The sequence below is a fragment of the Mesorhizobium sp. L103C131B0 genome (assembly GCF_000502275.1).
Classification (GTDB): domain Bacteria; phylum Pseudomonadota; class Alphaproteobacteria; order Rhizobiales; family Rhizobiaceae; genus Mesorhizobium.
Genome location: NZ_AYXC01000027.1, coordinates 25,509 through 40,503 on the forward strand (window position 1 = coordinate 25,509; position 14,995 = coordinate 40,503).

The following is a 14,995-nucleotide window of genomic DNA, read 5'->3' on the forward strand; positions in this document are numbered from 1 at the left end:
CTGCCTCTGCCGAGGCCGGCAGCGGATCCGAATCCCGCGTCTGACGAACTGACGCGATCCTAGGCGCAGGTTGCGACGAAAGGTTTGACCATTTTCTCCGGGTCAACCACTTGGTCGAACAACGCTTCGGAAACGAAGCCGAGCTTCAGCGCGGCCGCCTTGAGCGTCATATCGTTGTCCATCGCATAGTGCGCGATCTTCGAAGCCTTATCATAGCCGACAACAGGCGAGAGCGCGGTCACGAGCATCAGCGACTCGCTCACATATTGGGCGATCTTGTCCTTGTTGGGCTGCGTGCCCTCGACCAGAAACTTGCGGAAATTCGTGCAACTGTCGGCCATGATCGTGATCGAATGAATGATGTTGTGGATGATCAGGGGCTTGTAGACGTTCATCTCGAGGTAGCCGCTCGCTCCGCCAAATCCGACCGCGACGTCATTGGCCATCACTTGCACAGCCACCATGGTTAGTGCTTCGGCCTGGGTGGGATTCACCTTGCCTGGCATGATGGACGAGCCCGGCTCGTTCGCCGGTATTATGAGTTCGGCGAAGCCGGCCCGCGGTCCGCACGACATGAGACGGACGTCGTTGCCGATCTTGTACAGGGAAATTGCCAGCGTGCGCATCGTGCCAGAAAACTGCACAAGCGCATCGTGAGCGCCCTGAACGGCGAACTTGTTCGGCGCCGTTACGAAGGGAAGCCCGGTCAGCCTCGCGATTTCCGCTGCGGCCGCTTCTGCGAAACCTGGTGCCGAATTGATCCCCGTGCCCACCGCGGTACCGCCAAGGGCGAGGCGATAGACGCCATCCAGCGAAGTCTCGAGCCGATCCAGATCGTCGGCGAGCATTTCGGCATATCCCGACCATTCCTGGCCCAAGGTCAGCGGCGTCGCATCCTGCATGTGGGTGCGGCCGATCTTGACGATGTCCTTCCATTCCTCCGATTTGCAGCGGAGAGCTTCGTAGAGCTGCTTGACCGCCGGCATCAGTCGCTGTTTGGCATTGCTCGCCGTAGCGATGTACATCGCGGAAGGGAATGAATCGTTCGACGACTGCGCCATGTTGACATGGTCGTTCGGATGTACCGGTGTCTTGCTGCCAAGGACCGTCCCGACCAGCTGGCAGCACCGGTTAGAAATCACTTCGTTGACATTCATATTGAACTGGGTGCCGCTACCCGTCATCCAGACATGCAGGGGAAACATGTCTTGATGTCGCCCGGCAAGGATCTCGTCGCATGTCTGGACGATCAGTCGATGGACCTGATCATCGAGTCGCCCACCAGTGTAGTTTGCATTGGCAGCGCCTTTCTTAAGGACGGCATAAGCCGCGATCATCTCGCGAGGGATCAAATCCTTCCCTATGGAAAAGTGCTCGAGAGACCTTTGCGTTTGGGCTCCCCAGAGCCTATCGGCTGGCACATCCACCTCGCCCAGACTATCAGTCTCCTTGCGCATTTGAATCATGATCAGTCCTTTTCACACGCCTCACGTCGCTCCATCGAATTCCACGTTCGCAAATTACTCCTGATACTTGGCGGTATATTGCTCCAGGTTCTTCTCGACATCCCCAGGCTGCTGCAGCCCTTCATCGACAAGGACCTTCACACGCGCCTGAGCCGCAGGTCGTTGTACAGAAGTGATGAATGCGTCCCAGCCCGGCTGCATTTCGGAGTCCGGGGGCAAACTGGCCTGGTTGATCAGGTTCTTGGTGTCGGCAATCGCCTGCCCATCGAACGAAGCAATGCGCGTCGCCAAGGCGTCGACAAAACCGTCCAATTCCGAATCGGGCAGCGCCCGGTTCACATAGCCGTAACGCTCGGCAAGTTCGCCATCAAAGCCCTCGGCACCGATTAACATTTCTATAGCGCGGCCGCGGCCGACCAACCGAGGCAGTCGCGCCATAGGGCCGCCCCCAGGGACGAAGCCGGCGCCAACTTCAAACTGCGACACGACCGCCTTTTCCCGACTTGCAAAGCGCATGTCTGCCGCTAGCGCAAGCTCGCTCCCGATGCCACTCGCTCGTCCGCGAATTGAAACAATCGTCACCGCCCTCAGGCGGCTGAGGCGCACCATGATATCCGGCACGGGATGCATGCCCGTTGGCCCCGGCTTCATACCGCTGGAGTCCTTAAGAGGACTCAAAAGGTCGTAATGAGCGATGAAATAGTCCGGCACCGCGCTGTCAAACACCACGACCTTGACCCTCGGATCCGCTTCGATCTGGCCAACAATTTTTGCAAGCTCGCGGACTTCGGACGGGCCAACTATATTGAGCGGCGGATTATCGAAAGTGACTTCCCAGTAGGCCTCACTCTTCCGCGTCAGGCGGATCTTCGCCGTCTTCGTAGTTGGCGTCGTTGCAAGCAGCGTGCTATAATCATTGGATTGCTTTGAATTCTGCCCGAACACACTAATTGAGAAGCATAACAATGCAATAATGGAAAACAGTATCACTGGTTTTCTAGATTTAGAGTTGTCCATTGCTATCTCCACCTCATTGGTCGTCGAGATCGACACCGTTGAAAGAGATTAACTTTCGACACCGATACATATTTAACAATGCCAAACACCATCTCTCTCGAAAATACTGACGAACACCCCCCTGCCTCGCCAGCCGGTCTGCCAACAATTCCACATTGCTTCGAAACTATGGATATAGGTGCAGGAACATTGTCGCCAAAGCGATAGGACGATGGTGTCGCCAATACCTTGGCATTGATGAGACTTCTCACCGCGATGGCGATTGCACGATAGTTCGCGCGCGGAGAAACCTCTACTCAGTGATGCGCAGTCGGGCCGCCATGTTCACCAATTCGGCCAGCGAGCGGGCCTGCATCTTCCGCATAGCCTGGCCACGGTGTGCCTTGACTGTGATTTCGCTGATGCCAAGCTCAAAGCCGACCTGCTTGTTCAAGAGACCACGCACGACCAGCGTCATAACCTCTTGCTCGCGTCGGCTGAGCGATACATAACGATCCCTAAGGACGTGCAACTCAGAGTCCAGAGCAAGTGCGGTCTTACTTCTTTCGAGTGCCAGCTTGATCGCACCCAAAAGTTCCTCGTCGTTGAATGGTTTGGTGAGAAACTCGGCAGCCCCAGCCTTCATCGCTTTTACCGTCATCGGTACGTCGCCATAGCCGGTTATGAAGATGATGGGCATGTCGGTACGGTCGACAGATATGAGCTTCTGCAGGTCGAGCCCACTCAGATCAGGAAGATTCACGTCGAGGATCAGACAGTTCGCAACCAGCGAACGTGACCGCTCGAGGAATGCCTTTGCTGAGGCGAACGTCTCTGGTCGCCAGCCCACAGAGCAGATGAGTAGTTCCAACGATTCGCGTACCGAAACGTCGTCGTCGACAATGAATACGACAGGTGTTTCGTCCGACATGGTTGACGATCTCGCCGCACCGTCTCGTTGAACCGCCGGATAAGAGTACATCGCAAATTATCCTCCTGAGATGGCATTAACAATCTACCAGGTTCAAGGATCACGGAGCGCCGAAATAAGCGCGTCCTGAAGAACCTGATCGCTGAACGGCTTGAACAGACACTCCACTGCACCCTGTTCGATGAGACGCTGGCGGATCGTGCTATCCCTTTGCGCGGTGATATAGATGATCGGGATCATCTTGCTGCGACGTGCCAGCTCGACTTGCAGCTCGGGTCCCGTCATGCCAGGCATGGCAACATCGAGAATGAGGCACTTGGTCTTATCGACGGCATCAGATGCGAGGAACTCCTTCCCTGAAGAGAATGCCTTCACGCTAAAGCCGAACTCCTGCAGCAAATCTGGTAGGGACTCACGTACGGATTGATCGTCATCGACCACCGACACGAGTGCATGCGTAAGCTTCATCTAACCCCCACACTGACCTTTGAGCGTCGCCGACCTCGGACACCCGCGCTTAGAGCCACGTCCCCTGCTGACAACTGGCACTTGGAATACTCGGGTACGGAAAACGTAAACGTAGCCCCCGGGCCGTCATTCGCTGCCGCCCACAGGCGCCCGCAATGGTTATCGATAATGGAGCGGCTGACGGACAAACCTATCCCCATGCCTTCATTCTTGGTTGTGTAGAAAGCCTCGAATACCCGCTCCGGACCATCGGCGCCGAACCCCGTACCTGCATCTTCTACCGAGAGACGCACAGAATCCTCTCCGTCGGGTTCAGTTTTAATCACCAACCGCTTGGGCCGATCTTCGACGCCGCTCATCGCATCCGCAGCATTTCGCAACAGGTTCATAATCACTTGCTGAAGTTGAACACGGTCGCCTGCGACGAGGGGAAGCCCCTCAGGGAATTGGGAGGTCAGAACCACGCGACTTCTCTGAAGGTCGCCCGCCGACAATGCTATTACCTCGCGTGCAGCCTCGTTCAAATCTACCGGCTCGATCGTAGGGGCTTGTTTGCTGAAGAGCGCACGCAGTCGCGCGATCACATCGGCGGCAAGGTTGCCGTCGCGTATCGTGCGACGTGCCGTCACACGTGCGCCGTCAACATTTGGCGGATCGGCGGCCAACATCCGAAGGCAGGTGCTCGCGTTGGTGATGATGCCCGACAGCGGCTGATTGACTTCATGTGCTATCGAGGCGGTCAACGCTCCGAGACTCGTAACCCTGGTGACATGTGCGAGTTCAGACCGAGCCTTGCCAAGGGCTTCTTCCGCCTGCCGGCGCTCTGTGATGTCCTGAACTGCAGTAAGGCATTCCATCCGGCCATCCTGATGACGGATGACCCGGCCGAAAGTGCGGAGATACTTTACCCTGTTGTCCGACATCCGTAGCCGAATCTCGTAGCCCAGATAGCTCTGACCGCTGCGAATCCGGGTCATTTGCGTAGTTAGTGACGGAATGTCGTCCGCGTGGATTCGCCCACTGATGTGGTCGAGCGTCACAGGGACATTCGGGTCAAATTCAAAGATACGATAAAGTTCCTCGGAAAATGCGATCTCGTCTGTGTCCAAGCGCCACGAGAACGCACCAGTTGAACTCAGACGTTGAGCTTCCGAGAGCAAAGTTTCGGTCCGCTTAAGCGCTGCTTCGGTCAGGGAACGCTCGATAGCGATGCTGGCGATCTGCGTTGCGTGCGCAATGAGATCCTGGTGGTGCGGCGATGGGGCCGCTGGCTTTCGTTGGACGATGCAAAAGGTGGCTAACACCCGCCCTTCCCTGGAACAGACCGGCGTACTCCAGACCGATCTGTATCCGTGCTGCAGAACATGGGACCGAACAGGCGACGTATACCAGCGCGGATCGGATTCGATGTCCACCGCTACCACCTGTATCTTTTGAGAAGCCGCTATGCCACATGGCAAAAGCTCACCGCTGACAGGCATCCCCGCAATCGGGTCGCTGTAGGCGGAAGGCAGAGAAGGAGCCACGGCATATTCAAATGTCGAGTTGCTCCAATTGATCAGGTGAACATCACATACGCAATCAGGCGCGGCCCCTTCAATAAATTCGCACAATGCGCTTAGAACATCGCGAAGCAAACTGCCCGATGCGATCATCTCCAGCAGTTGCTTTTCGCCCGCGAGGAACGCTTCCGCCTGCTTTCGACCCTCAATATCATGGCTCATGCCGTACCAGCGGGTCACTTTACCGGCGTCGTCGTGGAGCGGCACGCGACGGGCCATGTGCCAGCGATACGTACCATCGACCGCTCGCACTCGGTATTCATGTTCGAACGGTTCTCCAGCCGTGACACATGCGCGCCATTTGCTCTCTTCAAGTCCGATGTCATCTGGGTGGATTGCGCCTCTCCACCTACCATTCGTCACATCCTCAGCAGAGAGCCCCGTGAACTCGCGTCCCCGCCTGTTGATAGAAATTCGCGAGCCATCCGCGTTATAGGTCGCAACCAGCGCCGGTATGCCGTCGATAGTCCGTTGTAGCTCGCCCTCAGCTTCGATGGCCTTGTCCTCAGCCCGCTTCCGCTCATCGATGTCAGTGTTCGCCCCATACCATTTGACGATGTTGCCAGTCTCATCCCGCAACGGGTTAACGCGGATAAGAAACCACCGATAACTTCCATCAAATCGGCGCAATCGCGCTTCGGTCTCCCCGGCCTTACCCGAGGCTATGATTGTCTGCCATATGGTGATCAGCCCATCCAGGTCGTCAGAATGGACCGCGGCCGTCCAGCCCCAACCCCTCGCCTGCTCAATGGATTGACCCGTGTACTCAAGATAGGGATGGCTTAGAAACTCAATGGGTCCGTCGGGCCGAGCTGACCACGCCATCGCAGGAATGGTATCGATGATGAGTTTAAAATTGTGCTGACTTGTCACGACCACTTTTTCGCTTTTGCACAGTGCTTCTTCTGTTCTGCGGCAATCACGCGAAACGCCTCGTCATCGCCGTTGAAGAAAGCACGGCCATGACGCGCTCCGCCGAGTTCATATCCGGCGAAGGAAGCGGATGCGTCGGTTTTCTCCATGGCCGTTGTCGCCTAACAGAACGGGTCTACGTCGTGGCGGACCATGCCCCCGGACAACACGAACGTCTATTATGCCTTGGTGTCGATTTTGGTTACGGAGATCGAAACGCGCGATGGGAAAAAGCCAACTCAAACGCTTCAAGGCAATGACGGGCAATGTCTGCGACCCGCGATGCATTCACCATCAAGTGGAGCAAACCCTGAACAAGCCGGCGACCGGCGCCGAACCTTTGGCTTGGCAAGCGGTGCATTGTGCTAAGACTCAGCAACCTCAGCCTTAGCCTAGCGACCTATATTCGATGCTGGAGTAACCATTATTCCATGGTATCGGCGACACCATCGGATAATGGATTTTGATACCTCTTCCGGCTTTTCATTGGTCCGTCCGGCCAAAATGGTTCTCAACCTCCGGGACACTCAGTGAGGCTTTCAGATGCGTTCCGACATCATTCCAGGATCGATTTTTCCGGATTATGAGTTACCGGATCATGGCGCCGTGCGACGAAGGCTTTCCGAATTGCAGGGGGAAGACCCCATGGTCCTGGTTCTCGGCAGAGGTGGGTACTGTCCTAGGGACCGACGGCAGGCGGAAGGGCTTGTTCAGCTCTATCACGAAATGGCGGTGGGTTATTGCCGGCTCGTCACCATCACCACGGATAATCTCCTAGAGACAAACGAGTATCGATTGAGCGCTGGCGCTCATTGGCCTTTTCTTTCCGACTCGCGGCGCGTGATCCAGAAGGACCTCGACATCGCCGAGTACACGGATCCCGCGCACAACCCCATGATCCCTCACATTATCGTCATGGAACCCGGCCTCATCGTCTCCAAGGTCTACAATGGGTATTGGTTTTTCGGGCGACCCACCGTGGAGGAACTGCGGCAGGACATGCGAGCGGTGACCGTGAAATGCCGACCGGATTGGGACATCACCAGCCCGGAACTCAAGGCTGCGTGGCAGACGGGTCGTAAGGAGCTCTTCTATCCCTATGGAAAGACGCGCGCTCAAACACTTCGCGAAATGAAATGAATTCGAAGATTGTCGGGGCGCGAGAGCGGGCTGGCAAGGTGACGAGCTTTAGTCGCTGTGCGAGGTTAGGCCTTAGGGGGTAAGAAGATCTGATATGGAAGACCGGGAGATACGAGCGGCTCTGGATCGCCACTGGGCCGCCTCCGATGCGAACGATCTCGAGGCGGAACATCAGGTTTATCGGGAGGACGCGGTGCTCGATTATCCGCAATCGGGCGAGCGCATTCGCGGATTGCGATGCATTCAGTCGTCCCGCGCCGCGCAGCCGAACAAGAAACGCTTCACGGTGCGGCGCATCATCGGCACGGGCGACCTCTGGGTCACGGAATTTGTCCTGACCTATGACGGGCGGCCGTCCTACGCAGTGAGCATCATGGAGTTTCTCGATGGCAAGGTGGCTCGCGAGACCCAGTATTTCGGCGATCCGTTCGAGCCGGGGCCTTCGCGTGCGGAATGGGTCGAGCGGATTCCCTGAACCCTGGCCGCCATAAAGGATGGTCATCCGCCGCCCACTCGCCCGCCCCCGGAGCTGCCGAACGATACGGCCGCCCTCGCCCGCTATCTCATTGGCAAGTTAGTGGTTCGCGAGTTGCCGGAAGGCGTCGCCAGCGGTCGCATCGTCGAGACCGAAGCCTATGTCATCGGCGACGCCGCCGGCCACGGCTATCGCGGGATGACGCCGCGCAACCGCTCGCTGTTCCTCGAGCGCGGGCATGCCTATGTCTATCTCGCCTACGGCACCTTCTATGCTCAACGTCTCGAACGAGACGCCGGGCACCGGCATCGGCGTCCTGATCACGGCGTTCGAGCCGCTCGAACGCATCGAGATCATCCGGGCAAATGTCGAAGCATTGAGCGCTTGCGCGACTTGGCGCGAGGACCGGGAAGGCTCGCCCAAGCGCTGCGGATTGATCGTTCGCTCGACGGGCTCGATCTTTGCCGGAAGGCCTCGATGACTTGGACGCGATCACCACGGCGTCGCATGCGGTAGCCATGAACCCGGTGAAATTGGGCAGAGCAACGCGATCGGCATTTTGAAGGATGCGAGCGCCTGCCGCGATTTTTGTGTCAGGGAGAGTCCGTTCGTCAGCGACCCAGGAGTACGGGGGAAAAGACGGCCGCCCGTGCTTCCCAAAACGAAAAGCCGGCTTGAAATTCCCATGGCCCGAAGGCGAACCCTCTCACTAAATGAAATCCTTGGCTGCACAATGCTTCAGTGCCATCCCGCCGAGTAGGATCGGTCATCGCGAGGCGCAGAACGACATGTCCGCGGCCATTCTCCGCGTCAACAATCATGACGGCGAAGACTTCGCGAAAGTTTCGGAGGTACTTGGGCAGCGGTTAGAGCACGGGTCTGCGACGTCCGCAACATCCTGAACCGGTCAGTGGAGAACAGCGTTGAGAGCATCAAGCAGCGCAGTGTCAGTAAACGGTTTTAGCAGACATTCGACTGTCCCGCTCTGACGCAGACGCTGACAGACCCGGTCATCACCATGTGCTGTGATAAAAACGATCGGAATCTGCCGACCTTGGAGCGCCAGCTCGCGTTGGAGCTCGATGCCGGACATACCAGGCATTGCGATGTCAAGAACCAAACACTTAGTTTGATCGACCCGTTTAGAAGCCAGGAATTCCTCCGCCGAGGAGAATGCCTCGGCCTCATGCCCAAAGACACCGATTAGATCCGGCAGAGACTCGCGAACGGACTCATCATCGTCAACAACAGCGATGTAGGCTCGTGGTATCATTGTGCATTTCCAGAATTATCGCCCAAACTCGGCGGAACGTGTTTAAGAATTGGTGACGGATATTCCCGCAATCAGAGAAGGAACGGAGAAGTAGAATGCGGAGCCAAGGTCATCATTACGTTCGGCCCAAACACGCCCCTGATGATTCTCGATTATGGTTTTGCTAACCGACAAGCCGATGCCCATTCCGTTGCTTTTGGTCGTATAGAACGAGCCGAAGAGCTTCTCGGCTACAGCAGGATCGAAACCGCCGCCCGCGTCCTTGACCGAAACCCTAACATGGCCCGTTCGTTCCAGCTCCGTCGAGACCAACAATTCTCTCGGCCGATCCATTACTTCATCCATCGCTTCGGCGCCATTCAGTATGAAGTTTAGGATTACTTGCTGCAGCTGAACGCGGTCACCCATAACGTGTGGCAGATTTTGGGTAAAATTGACGCGAAGGCTTACATTGCGTTTATGTAATTCGTTCGATGATAGTGCAACTACCTCTTGTGCGGCGGTATTCAGATCTACGACCTCAGAAATCGTGGTTCTTTTGGTGAAGAGGGCCCGTAGCCGAGAGATTACCTCCGATGCGCGCTGAGCATCTCTGATTGTTCTCGTTGCGGTTTCAAGAGCTCCGTCGACGTTCGGCGGATCGGCGGTCAGCATGCGCAGGGCCGTACCGGCGTTCGTCATGATGCCGGCCAAAGGCTGATTTAGCTCGTGGGCAATCGATGCTGTAAGCTGACTCATGGTCATCACGCGCGTTAAGTGAGCGAGCGCCGCCTGGGTCTCGCGGAGTTCGTCTTGCGCCTCTTTCCAATCATGCATGTCGACACATACGCCATGCCACTTGAGGATACGCCCTTCTTCATCACGCAGCGGCAGGCCTGTGGTTAGACACCAGCGAAACGAACAGTCGGCAGCGTGGACGAGGCGCGCTTCCACCTGATATGGCGTTCCAGTCTCGATACTCGTGGACCACGCGCGCGCAGTTTGGGCGAGATCATCGGCATGAACGACACTTTTCCAACCGTCGCCCGTGATTTTGCCGGCAGCCAATCCGGTATAGTCGAGCAAACGCGTGTTGCAGTAGTCAATCGCCCCGTCAGGTCTGGCGCTCCATAGCATCTGAGGAATGGTCTCCGTGAGATGACGCAGATTCCATTCGCTGGCGCGCAACCTTTCCTCTGCACGCTTCAATTCCTCGATATCTATCGTAACTCCGAACCACTTGACGGCTCCCGCTCCATCCCGAAGCGGATTTGCCCGAAACAAAAACCAACGGTACTCCCCATCGAAACGACGGAACCGGGCTTGTACTTCACCAGCGCGCCCCGAAACCAACAAGTCCTTCCAAACACCGGCGCTTGCCTCACGATCGTCCGGATGGACCACAGCCGACCAGGGCCAGTCCTGCATCTGATCCCGCCCAATTCCGAGATATTCGAGATAGCCGCTACTGAGAAAATCGGTGCTACCATCGGCACTAGCCGACCAAACGTAGACCGGAATCGTATCGATGATTTGTGCGAGGGTCCGCTCGCTCGCTGCAATAGCTGATTCAGCCTCCTTTCGATCATGGATGTCGATACAACTACCGTACCATCGCAGGATTCGACCGAAGTCGTCATGGAGTGGCAACGCATTGGTCAAGACCCAGCGATAACTGCCGTCGGCAGCATGAAACGTCCGCACTTCGACCTGATAGGGCGCACCATTCTCAATGCAAGCAAGCCACACTTTGCGGGCCCGTTCGACATCGTCGGCGTGTAGCATTTTGGTCCAACCACCGCCGATGATTTCATCGACCGAGAACCCGGTGTAATCCAACAAACGCGCATTGCAGTAGTCAATGGATCCATCCGGCGTAGCGCTCCACAGCATCTGAGGGATGGTTTCGGTTAGCTGACGAAGGTTCCACTCCCCGGCGCGCAACGCTTCCTCGGTCTTTTTGCGATCTTCGATGTCGACGTTGACACCAAACCATTTGACAAGGCCGCCGGCCTCGTCGTGCAGAGGATTTGTGCGAAACAGAAACCAGCGGTACTCCCCGTCGAAGCGCTTGAGCCGAGCCTCCGCTTCGCCCGCCTGACGTGAAGCCAACATTGCATGCCAACTCGCAATCAACCCCTCTAGATCCTCCGGATGAACTGCCTTCACCCAGCCCGCCCCAAGCGCCTCGTCGACCGTAAGCCCAACGTAGTCGAGGTAGTGCTGGTTGAAGAACTCGGCCGAGCCGTCGATCCGGGCCGACCACGCTAGACCGGGAATCGTGTTTAGGAATTGTGCAAGATTACGTTCGTTTGCAGCGAGCGCTTGCTCTGCATGGGCAAAGCGTTTCTGTTCGCTAATTTGTAAAGCCGCCTGCAAGCCGATCGTCGCCTGGGCGGCCGCGACTCTCAGGAGAACTGTCTCGGTGTGGCGCGGGAAATCCTCCCGCCGCGATCCCGTCACCAGCAGCCCGAACTCTCCGAGCACGCCGAGGCGCATAGGCAGGATCGTAAGAACACTGCCGCCAGCCGTAAGTCGTTGCGGCGCCTCGGCGGTCGTCAAGGGCGCGAGCATCGCCCCGAAATTCTCCGATGTGGCCACGCTGCGCGCCCATTGTGACAGCCGCGTTACCTTTAGTGGCGAGTCGTTGCTGGCGCTCTTCAAGTGTAAGTGTGCGAAGTCGAGGTCCAACATGCCGAGGACTAACTCGAGGAATTGACCGGCGATCAGGGATGACTCGCCGCCAACCCATTCGCTGGACAGCGCCATAACACTGCCCAAGTCCCTGAGACAGCGCTGAAGCCGTTTATTCTCGGCGAGAACATCGGTATACATGATCAGCTTGCGGTTCGGTGCGAGAGCGCTTTGTCGGTACCGCGTTGAAGAAGTCCTTGAAGAAACTCCTGCGTGGTGGCTAAGAACGGATTTTGCTCAACGATATCGAACTGACCGACGCATCGGTCGGCGCCAGCAGCTGTGCGAGGAGTCAACTCGTCAATGCGCTCCGTCGACATGGCGTCGATCCCGTCGGGATCCCATTGGCAACTAAGGTGACCAGGACCACAAAGACCCGCCATCTGAACCACTCGATGGTCGCGGTCAAAGCGATTCTTTATCCATGGCATGAAAACGCGATACCCTTGGTCCCCGCATTGAAGAATACACAAACACTAGCCACTCGATACAGTTGAGCGCCCTAAAAGCACCATAGGCTACGCTGACGTACCCACGCAACTCCACAAGCACTGGACTTTAATGCGCCAATGCTAACGCTGGCCCCTGCTATTCCGAAAATCCATAGCACCTTGGTATTGGTCTGGGGTTTTTTGTCGGTCGACGGGCAAACGCTCGATCAAAAAGGATGCAAAAACGTTCGCGTCCTCTCTCCCACTCTTTAGGAGATGATTTCCTTGAGACGCAGCATTTCCGCTGTTCCCGTTTCAAACGCATCAATCGGAGCCAACGAAATTGCCAAATATGGCAACGTTCGAAAATCCGGCCGAGGAGGCCAAGCACCTTCAGGGATCGATGAGAGATCTTCTCAACCTCACAGCGCTTAGCCTCGCACATTCGCTGGAAGGACCCTTCGGCCAGGCGAGATTTGGCACTGGCGTCGTCCGGGGCGCCCGAAGGCTTGTTATACAGTGACCGGCTGTCGGACGTATCGCGACAGTGCCCATTGGGAGAGCGAGCATCTCATTTGCCATTCCTTACATCGGGAACAAATCCGCATGAAACCGCTGCATACGCAACACCCGGCTACCCAGTCACACCTTTAGAGAACAGCGCCGCTGACCAACCATCCGCCGATGACGATTCATCGACGATGACGTCATGAAGCAGAGGCCGCCGCCCCGCCTACGGGACGGCGGGCCGCCGCGCACATCTCCCTTACCTGGGCCCGAGGCAGGTCTGCAGCGCACTGGTCAGGCGCTACGCAACGACCCGAACGCGGCCCGAAGCTCGCTGGCGAAAACCTGCGGCTGTTCCCAGGCCGCGAAATGACCTCCCTTCGGGAGACGGTTGTAGTAGATCAGCTTGGGATACGCCTTCTCGGTCCAGCTCCGCGGCGCCGTGTAGATCTCGTCTGGAAACGCACTCACGGCGGTGGGCAGGGGTACGCCTTTCGGCGCGAAGAAGGCGAGCTTGCTTTCCCAGTAAAGGCGCGCCGATGAGACCGCGGTGTTGGTCAGCCAGTAGAGTGCGATGTTGTCGACGACGTCTTCCTTGGACAGACCCTCGGACTTTCCGTCGAAGACGCGGGCAATCAGGTCATAGCTGCGTGCATCGTGGTCGAGCATCCAGGCTGCCAGCCCGATAGGTGAATCGGCCAGCGCGTACAGCGTCTGTGGCCGGTTCGCCATCTCTTGGGCGTAGGCCAGCCCATGCTTCCAAAAGAAGTCAAGCTGATTCCAGGCATAGCGTTCGTCGGCCGATAACCCCGACGGCGCGAGGCCACCCGCAGCAAGCGCACTCGATACTTCATCGGGCAAGGTGGCCGGCATATTCGTGTGGATGCCGACAAGACCCGGCGGCGTCTGCAAGGCCATCTGCTCGGTGACGGCATTTCCCCAATCGCCGCCCTGCGCCACATATCGCGTGTACCCTAGGCGCGTCATTAGTTGGCCCCAGGCTCGCGCGACCCGGATCGGGTCCCAGCCCGCCGCCGTCGGCTTCCCCGAGAAGCCGTGACCCGGCAGCGAAGGGATGACCACGTCGAAGGCGTCGGCGGCGCTGCCCCCGTGGGCCGTCGGATCGGTCAGGGGGCCGATGATCTTCAGCTGCTCGATGATCGAGCCGGGCCACCCATGGGTAACGATGATCGGCAATGCGTTGGTATGCTTGGAGCGGACGTGGATGAAGTGGATGTCCAGCCCGTCGATTTCGGTAACGAATTGCGGCAGCCCGTTCAGATAGGCCTCGCATTTGCGCCAGTCGTATTCGGTCTCCCAATAATGCGTAAGCGCCTGCATCGTCGCGAGCCGAACGCCTTGGGTGGTGTCGTTCACCGTCTCGCGCTCGGGCCAACGCGTGGCTTTGAGACGCCGCTTGAGGTCGACGAGATCGGCGTCCGCAACATGGATACGGAACGGGCGGATGGCGGCAGATCCGCCACTCGTCGAAATCGCCCCGGCGACACCCGCCGAGGCAATCATTGCAATAGCCCCTGCGGCGGATGCTACGAGAACTTCCCGGCGCGTGGACATTGAAGATAATGGTGACATCTGTACCTCCTCATAATTTGGCGAAAGCTGCTCGCGTCGAGCCAGCATCAACCCATGAGGCCAGTAAGTGCCGGTCGGCTCTATTGGACGTTGGTATCGCCGATACCTTGGTATGCTCCCGCGTCAAGCGCATCTCACCGCACCCCGAGGCTCCGCCACGTGACCTCTGGACTGATGCCTGAGGCGCTTGCGGCACGACAGCGCCAAGGGCGGGCGCATCCACGCCGTCCACGTCGGTACAAATGTATCGGCGATACCTGGGGTCCAATGGATGCGTGTCTGGCGGCGCGCGAGGCCAAACGTTGTGCGCTCGCATGGCCGAGTGGTCACCTGAATGCTGGTTCTGTCAGCTTCTGTCACGGATTGTAGAGCCGAGCCATTGCGCCATCGAGCTGGCGCGCTGGCATAGGCACGGAATATATGCGGCGGCACGGTTGCCGTACGGGTAGCCCCCGGCCTCCAATGAAAACGTATGGGCTCTATCTGCAACTGGAGCTGTGCTTACGCACTGTCGTCATCGCCCCGGCCACCTGTCATCGGTTTGAGGAAAGGGCTTTTCTGGAATCGT

General features: G+C 57.6%; 13 protein-coding genes. 3 read left to right on the forward strand and 10 right to left on the reverse strand.

Going from position 1 to position 14,995, the window contains the following annotated elements:
• Window positions 1–59 precede the first annotated feature (59 nt).
• The 6 genes from fumC to X730_RS1000000167825 all read right to left on the reverse strand — a co-directional run bounded on the left by fumC (window position 60) and on the right by X730_RS1000000167825 (window position 6,445).
• Window positions 60–1,466, reverse strand: a complete 1,407-nt coding sequence (gene fumC / locus X730_RS137705; protein WP_031197403.1) for a class II fumarate hydratase — start codon at window positions 1,464–1,466, stop codon at window positions 60–62.
• Window positions 1,467–1,520: 54 nt separating this feature from the next.
• Window positions 1,521–2,483, reverse strand: coding sequence for an enoyl-CoA hydratase/isomerase family protein (locus X730_RS137700; protein WP_081731671.1), 963 nt, complete (start codon window positions 2,481–2,483; stop codon window positions 1,521–1,523).
• Between the two features lie 292 nt (window positions 2,484–2,775).
• Entirely contained in the window at window positions 2,776–3,444 is a 669-nt protein-coding gene (locus X730_RS137695; protein ID WP_023827525.1) for a response regulator, read from the reverse strand.
• Between the two features lie 42 nt (window positions 3,445–3,486).
• The gene (locus X730_RS137690) at window positions 3,487–3,861 is read right to left on the reverse strand and encodes a response regulator (protein ID WP_023669211.1); all 375 of its coding nucleotides are present in this window, start codon (window positions 3,859–3,861) and stop codon (window positions 3,487–3,489) included.
• Window positions 3,858–6,296, reverse strand: a complete 2,439-nt coding sequence (locus X730_RS137685; protein WP_155922537.1) for a PAS domain-containing protein — start codon at window positions 6,294–6,296, stop codon at window positions 3,858–3,860. Before X730_RS137685 ends, X730_RS137690 begins: the two co-directional genes overlap by 4 nt.
• Window positions 6,293–6,445, reverse strand: a complete 153-nt coding sequence (locus tag X730_RS1000000167825; protein WP_023669213.1) for a hypothetical protein — start codon at window positions 6,443–6,445, stop codon at window positions 6,293–6,295. Before X730_RS1000000167825 ends, X730_RS137685 begins: the two co-directional genes overlap by 4 nt.
• A gap of 433 nt (window positions 6,446–6,878) precedes the next feature.
• Between X730_RS1000000167825 and X730_RS137680 the strand changes: the two genes are divergently transcribed.
• A complete protein-coding gene (locus tag X730_RS137680; protein WP_031197408.1) occupies window positions 6,879–7,475 on the forward strand; it encodes a redoxin domain-containing protein in 597 nt (198 codons plus the stop codon).
• A gap of 94 nt (window positions 7,476–7,569) precedes the next feature.
• Window positions 7,570–7,950: a nuclear transport factor 2 family protein gene (locus X730_RS137675; RefSeq protein WP_023669215.1), complete on the forward strand. Its 381-nt coding sequence runs from the start codon at window positions 7,570–7,572 to the stop codon at window positions 7,948–7,950.
• A gap of 99 nt (window positions 7,951–8,049) precedes the next feature.
• On the opposite strand, the gene X730_RS1000000168860 is transcribed toward X730_RS137675, so the two are convergent.
• Window positions 8,050–8,190, reverse strand: a complete 141-nt coding sequence (locus X730_RS1000000168860) for a hypothetical protein (RefSeq protein ID WP_023827528.1) — start codon at window positions 8,188–8,190, stop codon at window positions 8,050–8,052.
• Between the two features lie 31 nt (window positions 8,191–8,221).
• Here X730_RS1000000168860 and X730_RS1000000168865 point away from each other — a divergent pair, with 31 nt between their 5' ends.
• Complete coding sequence (locus X730_RS1000000168865) at window positions 8,222–8,431, forward strand: hypothetical protein (RefSeq protein ID WP_023698552.1); 210 nt, start codon at window positions 8,222–8,224, stop codon at window positions 8,429–8,431.
• Between the two features lie 426 nt (window positions 8,432–8,857).
• Here X730_RS1000000168865 and X730_RS137670 read toward each other — a convergent pair whose 3' ends face one another.
• The 3 genes from X730_RS137670 to X730_RS137665 all read right to left on the reverse strand — a co-directional run bounded on the left by X730_RS137670 (window position 8,858) and on the right by X730_RS137665 (window position 14,427).
• On the reverse strand, window positions 8,858–9,223 hold the full coding sequence (locus X730_RS137670) for a response regulator (protein ID WP_023669218.1): 366 nt from the start codon (window positions 9,221–9,223) through the stop codon (window positions 8,858–8,860).
• A 42-nt stretch (window positions 9,224–9,265) separates the two neighbouring features.
• Window positions 9,266–12,037: a PAS domain-containing protein gene (locus X730_RS0134810; protein ID WP_023827529.1), complete on the reverse strand. Its 2,772-nt coding sequence runs from the start codon at window positions 12,035–12,037 to the stop codon at window positions 9,266–9,268.
• Between the two features lie 1,091 nt (window positions 12,038–13,128).
• Window positions 13,129–14,427, reverse strand: a complete 1,299-nt coding sequence (locus X730_RS137665; protein WP_031197413.1) for an epoxide hydrolase family protein — start codon at window positions 14,425–14,427, stop codon at window positions 13,129–13,131.
• Window positions 14,428–14,995 lie beyond the last annotated feature (568 nt).